Source organism: Salinisphaera hydrothermalis C41B8 (assembly GCF_000732535.1).
GTDB classification, from domain to species: domain Bacteria; phylum Pseudomonadota; class Gammaproteobacteria; order Nevskiales; family Salinisphaeraceae; genus Salinisphaera; species Salinisphaera hydrothermalis.
In genome coordinates, this window is record NZ_APNK01000013.1 from 1 (window position 1) to 17,680 (window position 17,680).

At 62.4% G+C, this 17,680-nt stretch carries 15 protein-coding genes; 6 read left to right on the forward strand and 9 right to left on the reverse strand.

Features of this window, described 5'->3' with window-relative positions; genetic code table 11:
* Nucleotides 1–544: hypothetical protein (locus C41B8_RS20670; protein ID WP_037337364.1), on the forward strand; the 544-nt coding region annotated here is incomplete at its 5' end.
* 16 nt (nt 545–560) lie between these two features.
* On the opposite strand, the gene C41B8_RS09990 is transcribed toward C41B8_RS20670, so the two are convergent.
* The 6 genes from C41B8_RS09990 to C41B8_RS10015 form a co-directional block, all read right to left on the reverse strand.
* Nucleotides 561–1,604, reverse strand: a complete 1,044-nt coding sequence (locus tag C41B8_RS09990; protein WP_198025142.1) for a glycosyltransferase family protein — start codon at nt 1,602–1,604, stop codon at nt 561–563.
* Nucleotides 1,605–1,710: 106 nt separating this feature from the next.
* Nucleotides 1,711–2,352 (reverse strand): hypothetical protein, encoded by a 642-nt coding sequence (locus tag C41B8_RS09995; RefSeq protein WP_156962497.1) that lies wholly within the window; start codon nt 2,350–2,352, stop codon nt 1,711–1,713.
* 292 nt (nt 2,353–2,644) lie between these two features.
* Complete coding sequence (locus C41B8_RS19620) at nt 2,645–3,748, reverse strand: glycosyltransferase family 29 protein (RefSeq protein ID WP_198025143.1); 1,104 nt, start codon at nt 3,746–3,748, stop codon at nt 2,645–2,647.
* A complete protein-coding gene (locus C41B8_RS10005) occupies nt 3,741–4,775 on the reverse strand; it encodes a glycosyltransferase family 4 protein (protein ID WP_037337372.1) in 1,035 nt (344 codons plus the stop codon). Before C41B8_RS10005 ends, C41B8_RS19620 begins: the two co-directional genes overlap by 8 nt.
* A 63-nt stretch (nt 4,776–4,838) precedes the next feature.
* The gene (locus C41B8_RS10010) at nt 4,839–5,765 is read right to left on the reverse strand and encodes a hypothetical protein (protein ID WP_037337374.1); all 927 of its coding nucleotides are present in this window, start codon (nt 5,763–5,765) and stop codon (nt 4,839–4,841) included.
* A 117-nt stretch (nt 5,766–5,882) separates the two neighbouring features.
* The gene (locus C41B8_RS10015; RefSeq protein ID WP_037337376.1) at nt 5,883–6,725 is read right to left on the reverse strand and encodes a glycosyltransferase family 2 protein; all 843 of its coding nucleotides are present in this window, start codon (nt 6,723–6,725) and stop codon (nt 5,883–5,885) included.
* A gap of 111 nt (nt 6,726–6,836) precedes the next feature.
* Here C41B8_RS10015 and C41B8_RS10020 point away from each other — a divergent pair, with 111 nt between their 5' ends.
* From C41B8_RS10020 to C41B8_RS20105, 5 genes are all read left to right on the forward strand, one after another.
* On the forward strand, nt 6,837–7,931 hold the full coding sequence (locus C41B8_RS10020) for a Gfo/Idh/MocA family protein (protein ID WP_037337379.1): 1,095 nt from the start codon (nt 6,837–6,839) through the stop codon (nt 7,929–7,931).
* 35 nt (nt 7,932–7,966) lie between these two features.
* A complete protein-coding gene (locus C41B8_RS10025; protein ID WP_084188799.1) occupies nt 7,967–9,595 on the forward strand; it encodes a D-lyxose/D-mannose family sugar isomerase in 1,629 nt (542 codons plus the stop codon).
* Between the two features lie 3 nt (nt 9,596–9,598).
* Complete coding sequence (locus C41B8_RS10030; protein ID WP_198025144.1) at nt 9,599–10,291, forward strand: HAD family hydrolase; 693 nt, start codon at nt 9,599–9,601, stop codon at nt 10,289–10,291.
* Nucleotides 10,292–10,293: 2 nt separating this feature from the next.
* Nucleotides 10,294–10,995: an acylneuraminate cytidylyltransferase family protein gene (locus C41B8_RS10035; RefSeq protein WP_037337385.1), complete on the forward strand. Its 702-nt coding sequence runs from the start codon at nt 10,294–10,296 to the stop codon at nt 10,993–10,995.
* Nucleotides 10,996–11,137: 142 nt separating this feature from the next.
* Nucleotides 11,138–11,940 (forward strand): IS5 family transposase gene (locus C41B8_RS20105; protein ID WP_156962498.1). Its coding sequence is split into 2 segments (ribosomal slippage): nt 11,138–11,468 and nt 11,468–11,940, totalling 804 coding nucleotides; the frame shifts between segments, so codons are not numbered across the junction.
* Between the two features lie 51 nt (nt 11,941–11,991).
* On the opposite strand, the gene C41B8_RS10045 is transcribed toward C41B8_RS20105, so the two are convergent.
* The 3 genes from C41B8_RS10045 to glnE form a co-directional block, all read right to left on the reverse strand.
* The gene (locus C41B8_RS10045; protein WP_156962499.1) at nt 11,992–13,452 is read right to left on the reverse strand and encodes a hypothetical protein; all 1,461 of its coding nucleotides are present in this window, start codon (nt 13,450–13,452) and stop codon (nt 11,992–11,994) included.
* On the reverse strand, nt 13,449–14,402 hold the full coding sequence (gene rfaD / locus C41B8_RS10050; protein WP_037337391.1) for an ADP-glyceromanno-heptose 6-epimerase: 954 nt from the start codon (nt 14,400–14,402) through the stop codon (nt 13,449–13,451). The genes C41B8_RS10045 and rfaD overlap by 4 nt, the downstream gene beginning before the upstream one ends.
* Before the next feature lie 354 nt (nt 14,403–14,756).
* Nucleotides 14,757–17,573 carry a bifunctional [glutamate--ammonia ligase]-adenylyl-L-tyrosine phosphorylase/[glutamate--ammonia-ligase] adenylyltransferase gene (gene glnE, locus C41B8_RS10060; RefSeq protein ID WP_198025145.1) on the reverse strand — a complete coding sequence of 939 codons (2,817 nt, stop codon included), beginning with the start codon at nt 17,571–17,573 and terminating at the stop codon, nt 14,757–14,759.
* Nucleotides 17,574–17,680 lie beyond the last annotated feature (107 nt).

Genomic DNA, 17,680 nt, shown 5'->3' on the forward strand with positions numbered 1-17,680 from the left:
GATGGCTCTTGCGAAGCAGCTTGCCACTTATCGCACTGTCCAGAAATCAGGGGCCAGTTCAGTACGCACCCCGCTTTACGAGGCGATCCGACGGATTCCCAATGCCATATTGGTTCATGCATTCGTCGACTCGGCAACACTAATCGGCGGCGCGAAGCTCACCGCTTCCTGCACCGGCTCAGCGGTCTTCGAAGGCATGCAGGCGGGCATTCCGGGCCTGACCTTTGCCCGCACCTGGCATTCGGACTGTCCAAGCGGCCCCTTCTGCGCCGATGCACAAAGCGTGGCCGAGACCGTACCGCAGCTCCTGGCCAAGCCCACCGACGAAGTTCGCAACGACTATCAGCAATTTCTGATCGCTCATGCGCCTTGGTGGTTTCTTGGCGCCAACGACGATCGCGCCGTGGCGCGTTCGGCCTTTACCCGCGAACGACTGCGCGCTTCCGTGGCCGAGGTGCTACGCAGTTTGACCATCGACGACAGCGCCGAATCCACCGGCGTTCGGCTCGCTAGAGACAACACCCGCGGCGAACGCTCGGCCTAAATCATGGACAGCGCTGCTAAACAGTGCTCGCCCGGTCCATCTGCTCGGCAACAAATCGGCCATAGGCCTTGAAATCGAAAGTCTGCTCGAACAGACGTCGACCTGAGCTGGCGATCGCCTGGCGTTCGGTTTCATGGGTGGCGTAATAGCGGATTTTATCGATCATATCGTCCAGATCGTCGAAGCAGACGAAATGCTCGTACTCGCGCGCCCCACCCGGTAGCGCCAAGGCCCGGATCGAGGGACTGCTCAAACAAAACGCCGCCAGCAGCCACAGCTCCCAATGCCGATGCGTGAATTCGCCGAGGCCATCGAGGGCAAGGTTGACCCGCGATTCGCGAATCGTCTCGACATAGCGCTCGGCATCAACGGCCGGCACGGCTACATCGGCGGCCACATCCGGGTCGATATCATGCCCCTGGATCCCGCCGATCGCATCCAGATCGGACGCCAGTACGCGACGCCAGACTTCAGGCCGCAGGCGCGAGCTTTGCGTACCGTAGAAGCAGACGTCGTGGCGACAGTCGGTACTCGGCTCGGCATAGCCGAAAGCCCTGGGGTCGAGCCGGGCCACGTTGTGGCGCCGCGAGGGGATCAACGGACAGGCCAGCCAAGCCAGACGGATCTTGTCGCGATTGCGATCGGCAATCGCGTAGCGGTTCAAATCCGCGTAGTGCTCCCGCTTGAACACGACATCGAAGCAGTCCAGGCAGGCATCGTCGACCATGAAACCTGCTTGAGGATTACTGATGAAAAACGCCTTGGGCAACCCGTCGATCCCGGCGATAAAATCGAACTCGCGTACGTTGACACCTTCGCCCGACGAATCCGACTTGCTGCATACGATCAGATAATCAAAACGCTTGGCCACCTCGCGGGCATGGCGCTTCAGCCACTCGAGCCGGGCCTCGGTCACGTCAAAGCTGGCGTGCAACGCCGAACGCATGAATCCGCACTGCCCGCGCAACTTGCGGTAGCGATTTTTCTTACGCCGCAGACGCGTGATGGGGCCGGCGCCGATATCCGGATAGTAACGACCGATATATAGAACTCGAGCCACGCGCTTTAGGGTCAGCCGGCGATTGATAGCGTCCGATGATAGCGGATGATCAACCGTCGACCCCAAGAGCCTATCCCAATAGGCTAAGCGGCCGGCCACGCCATCGTCACAGCCCGACCGCGTGGCGTACATGCTCCCAGGCTCGCCCGTCCGCCAATTCGCTGTGCTGCCACTGCTTCCAGGCTAGGTCGCAACACCAGGCCTGCCGATCCGGTCTCACCAACGGCGCCTCGATTGCATGACTAGCCATGGGCCAAGCCATCGACCCCGGCCCTTCGACCACCACCGGCACTCCGGCCAGCACGGATTCCACGCCGGTCGTGGAACTATAGGTCACCACTTGGCCGGCGGCCGCCAGCTCAGTCGCCAGATCGCAATCCGACAACGCCGCCTCGGGCGGGCAAGGCGTCGGCTTGAGCGGATGTGGGCGATATACCACGTGCTTATCGAGCGCAGTCAGACGCGCGGCCCGATCGGCGGCCCACTGCGCCACGTCGATACCGTCGAGAGAGATATCGCCCGGCACCTGCCCGATCAACAGAACCCGATCGGATGAGTGCGCTTGCCACGGCGCCAGTTGATGACCGAAATAACGAGCAAACCGCTGGCCGTCGTCCGCCGGGCCAGCGTAGCGGCCCCGCCGATTCAGACCGTCGAAAGCCAGACTCGCCCACTCCCGACGCGGCTGCAGAAAACCCCGTTCGATAATCAGCGCGTGCTGCCCGTTCGCCCGCAGGCGCTCAAACATGGCGGGTTCATGCCAGCCCCAGAAGACATGTACATCGGCGTCAAGCGGTGCACCCGGCCGATGCAGTCGAGTTTTGATGCCGTGTTTCTTGAAGCCACGACGCAGTGCGATGGACCACTCTATCTTGTGGCGCTTGCGTCTAAAGCGCCGCCGTGATCGCCGCGTCCATGGCCAGCCTTCGGGATACGTATGGAAACAGACCTCGATCACACTCGTTCGATGCTCCGTTTAGGGGACAGGCGTGCGGTAGCCGCCTATTGCGCCGCGTACCCAGTTTTTCCGGCAACGGACATCACGGGTGCCAATGCAGTCGGGCGTCGGCTTCGATCAGCGACAGCGCGCGCCGCCGCTCGGCGTCGAAATCATGATCGGGGGACATCGGGCGCGTGGGCTGACTGGCCGAATGGGAAGCGCCAAAATCGAAGCCGTAAATATCGAGGCGCGCGCAATCCGAGGCCGCAAGCAAATCGATAGCCTTCATGCCGGTAGACGCAATCTTACCCAACTCGCGTGCCAGATGAACATCGCGTGCTTTGGAAAACATATGCAGCCGTCCGGAGGCGAACATCCAGGCCGGAATGTTACGCATCATCTTGGCCCGGCGACTGACCCAGACCATGCGCTGGATGCCGCGTGACTCGGCGGTTGCTCGACTGATCGGCAAGCCGGTCACCACCCAATCGGTACGGCTGCCGTGTGAATATTCCGCCACCAGAATGCCCCGGTTACAGCGCACTACGACATCGGCGGCATCGATGGCCGTCCCATAGTCGCGCTCGGCCAGCGAGACGGCATTGCCGACCAGTGCCACATGCTTACCGGCCAGTTCCCGCAACAGGCGCCGTTCCGACACAGTGCCGCGCACCAAACGCCAGAGGCGGCCAGCCAATCGCTGTCGGCGGCGCGCCCAGGTCGCTCGGCGTTTGGCTCGCCGCTGCAGATCCGCCACCCTGGCGGCCAAGGCCGCATCAACCGGAGCGGTGACGATCACACAGTATTCGCGCGGCGTATTTTCGATCGTCTCGGCATGACCGAACACCGCGGCAAGCCGTTGGCACCACCATTCGGCGTCGTGCACGCTGGCAAATTCGTTCCTGCCACCGACCAGCGGGCCAGCCGAATAGCGGGTCGCAATGCGAAACACGCCAAACGAGGCGACCCGGAACGCGGCATCCAGGGCGCGGTCGATGGCGGCATCGTCCAACCAGTGCAGCACGCGATCGCTGGCAACGAGCGCGACGCCGGCCTCGCTATCGGCGATCCGCTCGCCATCGATTCTGGCCCGGAAACCCTGCTCGATTAGGCGCGTGGCTCCTACGGATTCTGCCACCGCGCCCACCCAGTCGGGCGCCTCGCCAAGGGCGTGCTGGTATAGAACCGGATCGGGCCTAAACATCTGCGATACGCGCATACAGCGCCTGGTATGCATCGGCCATACGCGCCACCGAAAAACGGGCGGCTGTGCTTTGACCCGCCGCCCCCAGAGCCCGCGCCAGCTCGGGCTCGTCCCGCAGACGGATGAGCGCGTTGAACAAAGTGTTTTCATCGCCGGGCGGAACCAACAAGCCGTTACGACCGTCGTCGACGAACTCTGGCAACCCATCGACTGCCGAGGCCACGACCGGCAAGCCCGCGCGCATCGCGTCCAAAGCGGCGCCGCCGATCCCTTCATGGCGCGATGGCAATACGAACGCATCGGCAGCAGCTAAATAGTCGCCGACGTTGTCGACGAAACCGGCGAACTCGATGTTCGCGAGCCCACGCGCCTGGCGTTCGAAAGCCGTACGATCGCGCCCTGCGCCGGCCAGAACGAAATGCATGCCCGGCCGCTCTGAAGCGGCTCGACGCGCGACCTCGATCAAATGCGACTGGCCTTTCTGGGCATCGACGAGGGCCGCCACATTCAACACGACGAACGCATCCCCCCAACGCTTGCGCAGGGCCTGCGAACGCCCCCGATCCACTGGCAGATCGGACAGCGCACTATAGATCGTCGCCACATCGCGCTGCGCGTAATCCGCGATTTCACGCGCCACCGATCCGGCCACACCCACACAGGCCGCCGCATCGCGATAAATCGCCCGGGTCACGACATTCGCGCTCGGCCGCTTGCCGATCCGGCGCGTGACGATGTAAGGCGTACCTGCCACACGCCAACGCCACCACGCCAACTGCGCCGCCCGGGTTTCGTGGGCATGCAGCACGGCCCCTCGCACACTGGTCACGCGCATCGCGAACGGCTTACGAACGGGAACGATCTCCAGATCCGACAGATCAACCAGGCGCTCGGCGAGCGGCTGGCCCCGCCGAGCGATCAGCCTCTGGGCCACACCACGGCGCGCAAGCTCGCGAATTAACAATTCAGTCTGGCGTTCACCGCCTCGATAACCGCGCGCCAGATTGAGATGACAAATTCGACTCATGAGCCCTTCGTACGTGAGCGTCGCTTCAGCGCTTCGCGCGCCGGCTCATCTCTTAGTTCGCGCCTAGATCGCGCCCAGCACCATTCGAACGAGTTCGGAATGATCATCGCGTGCCAGCCCGCGATAGGGCGCCACCTGCTGATAACCACCCGGCGGGAATAGGAAACTGGTAGGAGTCACGAATTGGAAGAACCCCACCAGGCGCGGCTGACCGCCCTCTTGTACGCGGCTACCATAGTGGAAACAGCGGCTGGTATCGGCGAACACCGAGGTGCCCGCTACGCCGGTGATCTCATGCTGTGGATCACGACCAACCACACGATTGGCAACCTCATCGTTCACGCGATAGCCCTTGCGGCCATAGGTGTATCCGATCGACGACCGCAGCTTATCCGAGGCTTCAGCTTCCATCAGCGTCAGAGGGCCGCTCGCGATATCCACATCGCTGGCGTAGATGAAAATCTTGAGCTGAGCCGTATCGTCCCAGTCGCAGTGATAGAGCTGGCTGGCGTGGTGCTGCGACGGGGAATTATCGGATTTCCAGACGTCGATCTTGGCGAGAACCGGGACCACACCGAGATAACCCGCGATGGCCGCAATCACGTCTTCGCGCAGGGCAAAGCGTAAAAACGGCGACTCGTCGGTAAGATGGGCAACGTCTAGATATCCCTGCTGCAAGAAATCCTTGTTGCCCGGGGCGACCTCGGCTTCACGTGCGGCGATAATCTCGCGCACGGTTCCGACGATGTCATCGACTTCTGCGAACGTGCCGGGGGAAAACACGGCGAACCCGTTCTCGAGCGGAATCTCATAGCCGCCGCCGGAGGCCGCCAGCTCTTTGGCCAAGCGTTGACGTGCATCCAGCGATGCCCCCTGCTTGGCGCCGAGGCGCGCGGCGTACCATTGGCGGCGCCGGGGCGTGCTTTTAACGAAATAGTTCCACAACGCCTTGTTGTGACCCTGTTTGTTGGTACGAAACAGATTTTTCATATCACGGAGCCGCGACGATGCCGTTGCGAACCATTATGTGCCTGAACATGGCTGTCGATTATAGAAGATCGACCGTAGGTTACGAGGGCGCCAGCCCCTGACTTAGAAGGCGCACGTTCAGGTTCGCCAACCCAGCGCCATCGCCGCGCGCCGTAAATTCTGACCAAAACGCTTGCCCGGCGGATCGGAAAAACGATGGGCGTCATACTCGAATGTGCCGGAATGGTCATCGTAGTAGCAGCTCCGATGGTCAACAATCTGGCTCTGCCAGTCTGCGGCAGCGACCCGCCAGTGATGATCGGGTTTACGCTGGCCGCGTTCCGCCGCGACCTGTCGTATCGCCAGTCGACGCTTCAACTGCTCCGGATCTCGGGCTCGAAAATGCTGCATGATGATTCGCTCGCGCGCTAAAGGCCCCCGCGGCGTTGGCCAATGCGCCCTGCCGCACCATTTCAGTTTCGGATGATGCCGCATGAAGCGCAGTTCTTCGTAGGCCGCACGATAATAGCGTCGCCGCTCTTGGATCGGGCGCTGGCGATCGGCCAGCGTCTCCTGATTGGCCTGCCAGGCCGCCCAATCGATATCGGTGTATTCGTAGAACAGGTTGATCGCGTTCACCCGGCACTCCAAAGGCGATAGAGCTGCCAGGAAGGCTTTCGGATCGTGTGGATAGAACTCGTCCCCGTCGAGCCGGCACCACCAGTCTTTGGTGGTTGCTTCGTCAAACAAGCGGTAGAACGGGATCATGCGCAGATCGTTATGAAATGCCCCGGTATAGCGGCCTATGAATTCGATGCGGTTCGGATGGGCGGCCGCGACCGCTTCGACCCTGGCCACGGTATCGTCGTCGCTATCGTTATCGAGCACGGCGATACGGTCACACCAGGCAAGTGCCTCGGTCAGTGTCTGGCTTACGATATCGCCTTCGTCCTTCAACACGGTCAGACCGAAAATCTTCATCGTGCCCTTTGTGTGTAGTGGATGGCCTGACCGCCAGTCGCCGCGGCTGCTATTCTCGTTCGCCTTCGCGCTGCTCGCGAAGTTCCGTTCACCATGCTACCCCACGCGACCATGGACAAAGTCAAGATCTACGGTGCCGGTTCGATCGGCAACCATATGGCCCACGCGGCGCGCTCGCTCGGCTGGTCAGTCGCGATCTGCGACCCCGATCCGGCGGCACTCGAGCGCACACGGCACGATATCTACCCCAGCCGCTATGGCCAGTGGGACGAGGCAATCGAGCTGTACGATCCCGCCGATGCGCCGACTGGCCAACACGACCTCATCATCATCGGCACACCGCCGGATGCGCATATGCCCCTGGCGCTTGCCGCCATCGACGAGGGCCCGAAGGCGATTCTGATCGAAAAGCCGGCCAGCACGCCGGAATCCGAACTCGATCGCCAGGTGTTCGAACGTGCCCGTGCAGCGGGGGTGCGCGTGTTCGTCGGCTATGATCACGTCGTCGGCCTTGCGACCCAACGCTTTGATGAACTGGCGGGTACCGACACGGTCGGAACTGTCACCACGCTGGATGTGGAATTCCGCGAGTACTGGGGCGGCATCTTTGCGGCCCACCCCTGGCTGGACGGCCCCGCCGACAGCTATCTCGGCTACTGGCGACGCGGCGGCGGCGCGCTGGGCGAACACTCGCATGCGCTCAATCTCTGGCAGCACATGGCCCACGTGGTGGGCGCCGGGCGCGTGGTCGAAGTCTCGGCGCTGCTCGATATTGTCACCGACGGCGCCGCGGAATACGACCGGCTGGCGGCGTTGCACTTGACCACCGAACACGGGCTGCGCGGGCGCGTGGTTCAGGATGTGGTCACCCAGCCCACGCGTAAATGGGCCCGACTGCAAGGCAGCACCGGTTACGTCGAATGGGCGGCCGGATATGCCCCGGGGGCCGATGCCGTCATCCACGGCTCGGGGAATTCGGCTCCCGAAACAGAGAAGTTCACCAAGAGCCGGCCCGACGATTTCATTGCCGAGCTCGATCACATCAATACACATGTGCAGGATGGATCGACCTCGCCGCTGGAACTGTCGCGCGGGCTGGATACCATGATGGTGATTGCGGCGGCACACCGCTCGCACCGGGAGCAACGGGTCGTGCGTCTCGATGAAGCCGAACCCTACGACATTCGCGGCATGGCCGGCGCCTGAGCGCGTCACCGCAGAGCAACAAGAGGAGCGCCCGCATGCGTCAGTCCTATGATTTCAATGACCTGTTCGTGTTCGAGATGGCCAACAACCATCAAGGCGACGTCGAGCATGGCCTGAGGATCATTCGCGAAATGGGCGCCGCAGCCGCCGAATACGGGGTCCGCGCGGCGATCAAATTCCAGTTCCGGCAACTCGATACGTTCATCCATCCGGACTATCGCGAGGCCAGCGAACCCAAGCATATCCAGCGGTTTTTATCGACCGAGTTGTCGCGCGACGAATTCCAGACGATGTTCGACGCGGCCCGCGCCCAGAATCTGCTGACCATGTGCACGCCGTTCGATGAAGCGTCGGTGGACGTGATCGAGGAGATGGGTTTCGACATCATCAAGGTCGCCAGTGCCTCGTGCCAGGACTGGCCGTTGCTCGAACGGATTTCCGAGGCCAACCTCCCGGTGATCGTCTCCACGGGCGGCCAGGATATTGCGGCCATCGACAACATCTCGAGCTTCTGCCATCACCGCGGTATCGATCATGCGCTGATGCATTGCGTGGCGTTGTATCCCACCCCGGACGAGCACTGCCAACTCAACCAGATCGATCGCCTGCGCGAACGTTATCGCGATACCACGATCGGCTGGTCGACCCACGAGGATCCGGGCGACACCGATGTCGTGATCGCCGCCTATGCCAAGGGCGCGCGCATGTTCGAAAAACATGTCGGTGTCGTCGATGGGCCGGTCACTCAACTTAATGCCTATTCCGCCGACCCGGATCAGGTCAGGGCCTGGCTGGCCGCTTACAAGAAAGCCGTGGCCCTATGCGGCGACGATACCCGCGAAACCCGGCATACCGAGGCCGAGCGCGATGCGCTGGCAGCGCTGCAACGCGGCGTCTATGCCCGCGAACCGCTGGCGCCGGGACAGCAATTAACGATGGATGATGTCTTTTTCGCCATGCCGCTGCAGGATGGCCAACTGACCTCGGGCCGCTTCAAACCGGGCACGACGGTCAAACAAGCCGTGGAATCCAATGGCGCGGTGGCCTTCAGCAACGTCGATATTCCCAGCGACCCGGACCGCAAGGTCATTCAGTCATCGCTGCATCAGATCAAGGCGATGCTCAACGAGGCGCGTATACCGCTGAACTCGGACTTCAAGGTGGAATACTCGCATCACCACGGCGTCGAGAATTTTCGCGAAGTTGGCGCGGTTCTCATCGACGTGGTCAATCGCAAGTACTGCAAGAAGATCGTCGCGCAGTTGCCCGGCCAATATCACCCGGCCCACTTTCACAAGCTCAAGGACGAGACCTTCATCATTGTCCACGGCACCCTGCATCTGGAGGTCGACGGCCATCACAAAGTGCTCTCGCCGGGCGAAACCGCGGTCGTACAACCCGGGGTATGGCATCACTTCTGGACCGAGACCGGCGTGATTTTCGAAGAAATCTCGTCGACACATAAAAACGACGATTCGTTCTACAAGGACAAGCGCATCAACCGCATGCCACGCAGCGCACGCAAAACGATCGTCGACCACTGGGGCCGCTTCACCCTGCGTGACGAGGACGAGGCGGAAAACGAGATCTGGCCGCCGCAGCGGCGCGCCGCTGAAGACGAAGCATCCGCCGAGGCCGAGCCCAACTCGGCAATCGACGGCTAATTGGTGGCGGCTTTGATCAAGGCCGTGGTCTTTGATTTCGACGGTACGCTAGTGCTGTCGAATCAAATCAAATACGACGCGTTTCAGCAGACGGCCGAAGCCCACGGCCTGGACCCGGAGCGCGTGATGGCGCTGCGCCACACGCATCCGGGGGCCAACCGGCACCAAATCTTTGCCGAGCTGTCGCGCCAATTACGGGCCGAGGGGTTCGATCACATCCCGGACGGCCCGACTTTCGTTGCCACCTATGCTGACATCGTGACCCGTGAGGTGACGCGCTGCGACTGGGTGCCGGGCGCCGAGGCCACGCTGGACCGACTGGCCGCACGGGGTCTCGCATTGTTCATCAATTCCGCCACCCCAAGTGACGGTCTGCTCCCGATCGTCGAAAAGCGCGGCATGCACACACGCTTTCAGGCGGTTCTGGGCGGCCCGGACAGCAAAATCGACAACCTGAATCGCATTGCACGACAGACGGCTCTCGAACCGACCGCCATGGTCATGATCGGCGATGGCGAAGACGATCGCATAGCGGCGGCGTCGTTTGGTTGTCATTTCATCGGCGTTGAGCTCGAGACCGAGGACCACGGCCGCCCGGCTCACCGCCTAACGGTAAGACCCACGCATCTCGTGCCGGACCTGAGTGGTGTACCCGAGCTTATCGATGCGATCGTAGCAGACCGGAGCACGCCGTAATCATGTACGCCGACTACAAGATTCTGGCGGTCGTACCCGCGCGCGGCGGTAGCAAGGGCGTACCGCTGAAAAACATCCAGCCGATCCAGGGCATCCCGCTGGTGGCCCGCGTCGGCCATCTGATATCAGAGTTGCCGGAGATCGACCGCGCGGTCGTTTCCACCGACCACGACGAAATCGCCCGAATCGCCGAGGCATCCGGCCTGGCCGCCGATTGGCGTCGGCCACCGGCGCTGTCCGGCGACCGGATTGGCGATCTCGACGTGCTCACGCATGCCTTGAACGAGACCGAACAACGCGATGGGCAACGCTACGACATCGTGCTCATGCTCCAGCCGACATCGCCCATGCGCACCGCCGCGCACGTTCGCGACACCTACCGCAAACTGATCGACGAAGGGCGGGATGCAGTCTGGACCGTCTCCGAAACCGATTCGAAATACCATCCACGCAAACAACTGACGCTAACGGACGACCAACTCGGCTATTACAGCCAGGACGGCGGCCAGATCATCGCGCGCCAACAGCTGGATGCGCTCTATCACCGCAACGGTGCCGCCTATGCTTTCACTCGCGACTGTCTCGTCGAGCAACGCAACATCATGGGCGCGAACACGGCCGGCTTGATCACCGAGGACATGGTGAGCATCGATACGCCCTTCGATTTCCGGCTCGTCGAGTTCTTGCTCGCCGACAAGCATTAGGGCCTGTTGCCGTTTCGTCGCGGCGCGATATCAACCGGGCGCCTTTTTCGATTTGATGTGGCTCCAGTTGTCAGCAACGTTCAGGGCCTAAGAGCCTGTTTCAAAACTTGAAGGCGAACGATTGCGTTTATAGCGTTCAGGTATGACCTCGAAGATCGTATCCGACGAACTCTGGGCCATTGTGGAGCCGCTATTGCCGGAGCCTGAAGTGAGCGCGCGCGGCGGTCGCCCGCCGATTTCCAATCGGGCGGCGCTGACCGGCATTCTGTTCGTACTGCGCTCGGGCATTCCTTGGCACATGCTGCCCCAGGAGATGGGCTGCGGCTCAGGTGTGACGTGCTGGCGTCGACTCCGGGACTGGCAACAGGCGGGGGTCTGGGATCGGCTGCACGAGGTGTTGTTGCAGCAGCTGCATCAGGCTGATCGGCTGGACTGGTCCCGCGCCTGCGTCGACAGCGCCAGCCTGGCGGCTAAAAAGGGGGATCGGCCATCGGTCCCAACCCGGTCGACCGCGGCCGCCCTGGGAGCAAACGACACCTCGTGACGAATCGGTATGGCCGACCTCTGGCCGTCCAGCTGTCCGGGGCCAACCGAAACGATTGCCAGCTATTGGCGTCGTTGTTGGATCGCATACCACCCATTCAAGGGCGACGGGGTCGCCCACACTATCGACCTCGGAAGCTGCATGCCGACAAGGCCTACGATCACCGGCATTGCCGTCGCGCGTGCCACCGACGCAGCATTCGGCCCCGTATCGCGCGGCGGGGTGTGGAAGCTAGTCAAAGGCTCGGACGCCATCGCTGGGTTGTCGAGCGTACGTTCGCCTGGTTGAACGGATTCAGACGGTTAGCTATCCGGTACGAGCGTCGGGCTGACATTCACTACGCCTTGACGGTTCTCGGATGCGCGATGATCTGCTTCAACCACTTAAAACATGGGTTTTGAAATGCGCTCTAAGTCGAACGATGTCCGTCGATGGCCAGTATTGGGCGCTGGTCATGTTTTCGGACTTAGGAGGGCCTGAACTTCGGTACGCATGGACGCCACCAGAACGTTACGATCTCGCGCTGATAATTGCGCCGCCCGATCATCGTTGGCTCCGACAAACCAATGCCGGCTTTCGTCGCGGATAAACTGCGCGAGGTCCGCTCGCACCTGCTCGGGTGTTTTTGCCGCGAGCTCGTTCATCATTCCGGGCAATGCCTTCATATCGCCAATCGCTGGCGCACTGGCACAGGCCGAGTGCCACGTCGGCACGAAAGTCAGCCCCGGGATGCCGTGCTTGAGCCCTTCGAATACGGAAGACCCATTGCAGGAAGCCGTAAGCTCGGCTCCGGCAATCAACCCATCCGCGGGTGCGAATGCATCCATGAGCACGGCATTGCCGAGTTCGGCAATACCCTGATACAGCGGCTGGCGCCCGTAATGCAGACAACGCAGATCCGGCCGGCGATCGCCCAACTGACGCGGATGCTCCTTGACCACCAAGATCCAGTCACGCGGCATCGCCCGCGCCAGCGCTGTAATAGCTCGGAGTTGATCGTGGTAAAAGCCCGCCTCCGGCACCGTGGTGCGTTCGGGTTGGTAATGCAGGGCGAAATAGATATAGGGGGCGGACGGGGCGTCTCGCCGGGCATGCCGAGTCAAATACGATAGATCGGCTCGCCGTTCGCGATCACGCCGCAACGCATAGCGATACAAACGCCACCAGGGTTGGCGGAAATAGTGATGATGCCGATAACCATGCCGCGCCCGATAATACCGGCGTATCAGCTTCCACTTGAGCCCGAGCCCCATGGAGCGATACGCCGCGGATTCCGCCCGGCGGTTGATTTCATGCGACCGCTTGAGCCGCCCCGACACTTCGCCCAGCGTGTCGAGCCATGCATCTGCCGACAAGCCTGCCGCCGCCGGCGGCAACGGCGCACGTCCGCAAACCAGGTCGGTATCGAAAAACATACCGTCCGGCAGCTGCGTTCGTTTAAAGATATAAGCCGGCACCTTCAGGCGCCGACATACGTGAAAGAACACGATATGCCAAGGGAAGTGCGGCGTATGGGCGAACCAAACCACAAGAGTCGACGCCCGCTCCGAAATCCACGCCTCGAGTCCACCCACTAACGCCCAGAAATACCGCTCGGCCTCGCGTGCCGGCAACGGGTCGAGAAACACTCGGTCCAACGCTCGCGCAAACTGCCGCCATGCCTCGGCATATTCTATTTCCATGACCGCATCGACGACCTCGTTGGCACCCGCGGTGTGCGGCACCTCGTCGACGCGTTGATAGGGTTGCCAATCGAAATATGCGAAGTCGTGGCCCCGACCCGCCGTATCAGCCCGCCCTGAACGGCCACCGATCAGAACATCGTGTTGCTGGGCAAACCCGAGCAACATCTCCTGCATGATGGGGTAATCGGCGAAATCGGCACCAAACAGCAGCTTGCGTTGCATGCTCACGCAGTACGCCGAGCGGCCAACCAATCGAGATAACGCGGCACCCCCTCTTCTACCGGCATGAACGTGTTCGGGTAGCCCGCCTGCTGCAAGGCGGCCATATCGGCCTCGGTGAAACTCTGATAACGCCCAACCAGCGACTTCGGGAAATCGATATAGCGTTTCTCGCCGCGGCCATGCCAAGCGATCACGGCGTCGGCCACATCGTTGAACGTCTGGGAGCGGCCGGTGCCGCAGTTATAGATGCCCGACACCTGCGGGTTGTCGAGCAACCACAGATTCACCGCGACCACGTCGTCGACATGGATGAAATCGCGCCGCTGTTCGCCACTGCCATAGCCGTCCGAACCCGCGAACAGGCGGCACTCGCCATCCTCCGCGATTTGGTTCGAAAAGTGCCGTGCCACGCTCGCCATTCGACCCTTGTGGCCTTCGCGCGGGCCATAGACGTTGAAATAACGCAGCCCGACGACCTGCGAGCGGCGCGCTCGTCCTTGTGCCCGTACGTACTGGTCGAAGGCAAACTTGGAAAACGCATACATATTGAGCGGTTTCTCGGCGTTGCGGCGTTCGACAAAATCCGGGCCCATGCCGTAGACCGACGCCGACGACGCATAAAGAAACGCCACCCGATGGCGCTGGCACCAGGCATGCAGCGTTTTCGAATACGTGAAGTTGCGCGCCATGACATAGCGCCCGTCCCATTCCGTGGTGTCGGAACAAGCACCTTCGTGGAATACCGCATCGATGCCGCCGGGCATGTCGTCGGCCGCCATGCGGCGTTCGAGTTCGTCGTATTCCAGGTAATCGGCAAAGTCGAGATCGGCCAGGTTCAGACATTTATGGCCATCGGCTAGGTCATCGACGATCAGGATGTCGCGAACGCCACGGGCGTTGAGCCCAGCCACGATATTGCTGCCAATGAAGCCGGCAGCGCCGGTCACAATGATCATTTCGCTCGATCCCCTTGCGACAAACCCGTCATGTGCGCGCCGATCTCCGCATACCAGCGGCGGTAACGCGCGGCCATGGCCGCGGCAGTATAACCGGCGACGCGCTCGCGACCGGTCGCCGCCAGCCGTTTCGCCCGTGTCGGATCGTCGCGCAGCCTGTGTACGGCCCGCGCAAGAGCGTACGCATCGCCCGCTGGCACGAGCAACCCGTTTGCCGCCCATGCTTGATAAAGCGTGGGCGCATGCCGTGGCCCGCCAGCTCGCGGATCAGCAGTTCGGTCTGCCGCTCGCCGCCGCGAAAGCCGCGGGCCCGATTCATAGGGGTGAGCAAGCGCGCGCCCGGCGCGATGCGGTTCATCCAGCCTGCCCTTCGGCTTCGCCGCCATCTTCCGCCGCGCGATCCGCAGGGGTGTCGATCCAGCGCGCCCAGAGATCGGCGACCGCCGCACGTTCGGGCTCGCGCCGACTGTCGCGATCGATCATGGCGCGCTGGCCCTGCAAGGCGGCGGCATGCACGACACGCCGATAATCCCGATATGCGCGGGTCATGGTGCGAATGTCGTCGTAGCTCGCACGCTGGGCCGATTCCATGGTTTCAAGGATACGAATCGCGTCGGTAAAGATCACGAGCTCCGGACAATCGTGGCCGTACGCCAGCGCGGCGTATTGGGCCATGAATTCGATATCGATGAGCCCGCCCGGCATCTGCTTCACATCCCAGCGCGCGTCGGTAGTCTCGTCCTTGACCTCGCGCATGCGTCGCCGCATCGAGCGGACCTCAGCCGCCAGCCGCGCCGGATCGCGCTCGGCCGCCAGCAACTCGCGTCGGAGCGCGACGAACCGGTTGCCGAGCGCTTCATCGCCGGCAACCGGGCGGGCACGCACCAGCGCCTGGTGTTCCCAGGTCCAAGCCTGCTCGCGCTGATAGCGAGCGAAAGCGTCGATATGCGTGACCATCAGCCCGGCGTTACCCGAGGGCCGCAGCCGCATGTCGATCTCGTAAGCCCGGCCGGCCGGCGTCGCCGTCGATAGGATATGAATCAAACGCTGCGCGAGCCGGGTGAAGAATACTTGGTGGGTCAGCTCGCGTGCCCCGCCCTCGGTCGCGGCCTCCGATGGGCTGTCATAGACGAACACCAGATCCAGATCCGAGGTATAGCCCAGTTCGAGACCGCCGAGCTTGCCGTAGGCGACCACTGCAAACGGCGCCAACCGGCCATCTTCGAGGCGCGGCTCGCCATAGCGATCGCTCATCTGCGCCCACGCCATGTCGAGCGCCGCCTCCAGCACCACTTCGGCGAGCGCGGTGAGATGATCAGAGACGATCATCAACGGCATGGCGTTGGTTACATCGGCCGCCGCAACCTGCAGCTTCGCTTTCTGCGTGAACCGGCGCAGCGCATTCATGCGCTGATCCAAATCCAATATCTCGAACGCGGCCAGATCTTCGGCCAGCTCCGTGACCAATTCGGCGCGACGCGGCGGGCGATAGAGCTGGCGCGGGTCGAGAAATGAATCGAGCAGGGCCGGCTGCTCGGCGATGCAGTCGGCAATCCATTCGCTGGCCCCGCACAAACGCATCAGCGTGGACAACGCCGCCGGATATTCCACCAGCAGCGCGATGTAATTGCTGCGCCCAATGATCTCGCTGATGACCGCCAGCGTGCGACGTACCGATCGCTCGGGTACATCGGTATGAGCCGCGGCCACGATAACGGCCGGAATCAGCTCGCCGAGCCAGCGTTTGCCGCGTGCTTCCAAAATACGATATCGCCGCTGATCCTTGAGGTCGGCCAGGGCCTGGCGCACCGCGGCCGGGTCCTCGATTCCATAACGCTCGAGCAGATCGTCGGCCTCGGCTTCGGACAGTGTCTGTTTCCAGAGCGCATCGAGAGCTGCATGCTCGCGGTCGCTGGCCTGGGCGCGATCCTTGGATTCCGGGGAGGCGAAGACCTGCTCGAACAACGCGTGCACTTCGCTTCGCACACGCTCGGTCTCCGCAGCGAGCGCCTCGCCATCCGACATCTGCATGGCGCGTGCCAGTCGATCGCGCTCGGCCTCGTCGTCGGGAAAGTCGTGCGTCTGCTGGTCATCGACCATCTGCAGCCGGTTCTCCAGCCGACGAAGAAAGACATACCCCGTGTCGAGCCGCTCGGCGGTGTCCGGCTCGAGATGGCCGCTATCGGCCAACTTGGCTAGCGTCGGCCGCAGCCGATTGTCCTGCAGTTCCGGCTCCTGACCGCCGCGCACGAGCTGGAACACCTGGGCCAGGAATTCGATCTCGCGAATACCGCCGTAGCCGAGTTTGACGTTGGACTGGGAATCCCGACGCGCAACTTGCGCATCGATCATCGACTTCATCTCGCGGATGGATTCGAACGCCCCGTAATCGAGATAACGCCGGTACACGAACGGGCGCAATGTGCAGATAAGACGTTGCCCCCCGTCGATATCACCGGCCACGGCGCGCGCCTTTATCCAGGCATAACGCTCCCATTCCCGGCCATGCGCCTGGTAATACTGCTCCATGGCGCCGATCGAGCCCACGAGCGCCCCGGCATCGCCGAACGGCCGCAAGCGCGTATCGACACGATAGACGAAACCGCCGCCCGAGGCCGTCGACAACAGCTGAATTAAACGCTGTGCGACACGGCGGCAGTAACCCGCCGCATCGAGATCGCCCTCGACTTCCGGTTCGTTACGGCCGTCGTAAGCAAAGATCAGATCGATGTCGGATGAGAAATTCAGCTCGCGCCCGCCGAGCTTGCCCATGCCAATCACGATCAAGCGCACCGGCCTACCATCGCGATCGCGCAGCATGCCGTGACGTTCGGCGACCGCGCGCTCGGCTTCGCTCAGCGCATAGTCGATACATTGATCGGCCAATTCGGACAAATGGTCCAAAACCGTGTCCAGCGCATCCACGCCCATCAAATCGCGCCATGCGATCGCCGCCAGATAGGCGTTACGGGCTCCACGCAGCGCCATTTCGGCCGTCGTGTCGCCAGCACCGGCGGCCCAGCCGGGCACGTCGATGGCAAGCGCTTCGTCCGAGGTCAGCACGCCCTCAGCTTGCCAGCGCTCGAACGCGTCGGTGTTGCCCTCGCACCAGCGTCCGACAAAGTCGCTGAGTTCACGCGGGTCGCAGGCATCGATGTGTTCGGTATTCAAGGGTACGGCTCCCACTTCATCCGCCCGCGGCAACCGGGCATCTCGCGCGTCGAATATACGGGTACCCGGCTTACTTCACGACGCCGGGCAAGGCAGCGCCTATCGTT

Bases quoted from the DNA above. Each gene is read 5' to 3' on its own strand.
- C41B8_RS09995 (WP_156962497.1), bottom strand. From the start codon at position 2,352: ATGTTTGAGCGCCTGCGGGCGAACGGGCAGCACGCGCTGATTATCGAA.
- C41B8_RS19620 (WP_198025143.1), bottom strand. From the start codon at position 3,748: ATGTTTAGGCCCGATCCGGTTCTATACCAGCACGCCCTTGGCGAGGCG.
- C41B8_RS10005 (WP_037337372.1), bottom strand. From the start codon at position 4,775: ATGAGTCGAATTTGTCATCTCAATCTGGCGCGCGGTTATCGAGGCGGT.
- C41B8_RS10010 (WP_037337374.1), bottom strand. From the start codon at position 5,765: ATGAAAAATCTGTTTCGTACCAACAAACAGGGTCACAACAAGGCGTTG.
- C41B8_RS10015 (WP_037337376.1), bottom strand. From the start codon at position 6,725: ATGAAGATTTTCGGTCTGACCGTGTTGAAGGACGAAGGCGATATCGTA.
- C41B8_RS10020 (WP_037337379.1), top strand. From the start codon at position 6,837: ATGGACAAAGTCAAGATCTACGGTGCCGGTTCGATCGGCAACCATATG.
- C41B8_RS10025 (WP_084188799.1), top strand. From the start codon at position 7,967: ATGCGTCAGTCCTATGATTTCAATGACCTGTTCGTGTTCGAGATGGCC.
- C41B8_RS10035 (WP_037337385.1), top strand. From the start codon at position 10,294: ATGTACGCCGACTACAAGATTCTGGCGGTCGTACCCGCGCGCGGCGGT.
- rfaD (WP_037337391.1), bottom strand. From the start codon at position 14,402: ATGATCATTGTGACCGGCGCTGCCGGCTTCATTGGCAGCAATATCGTG.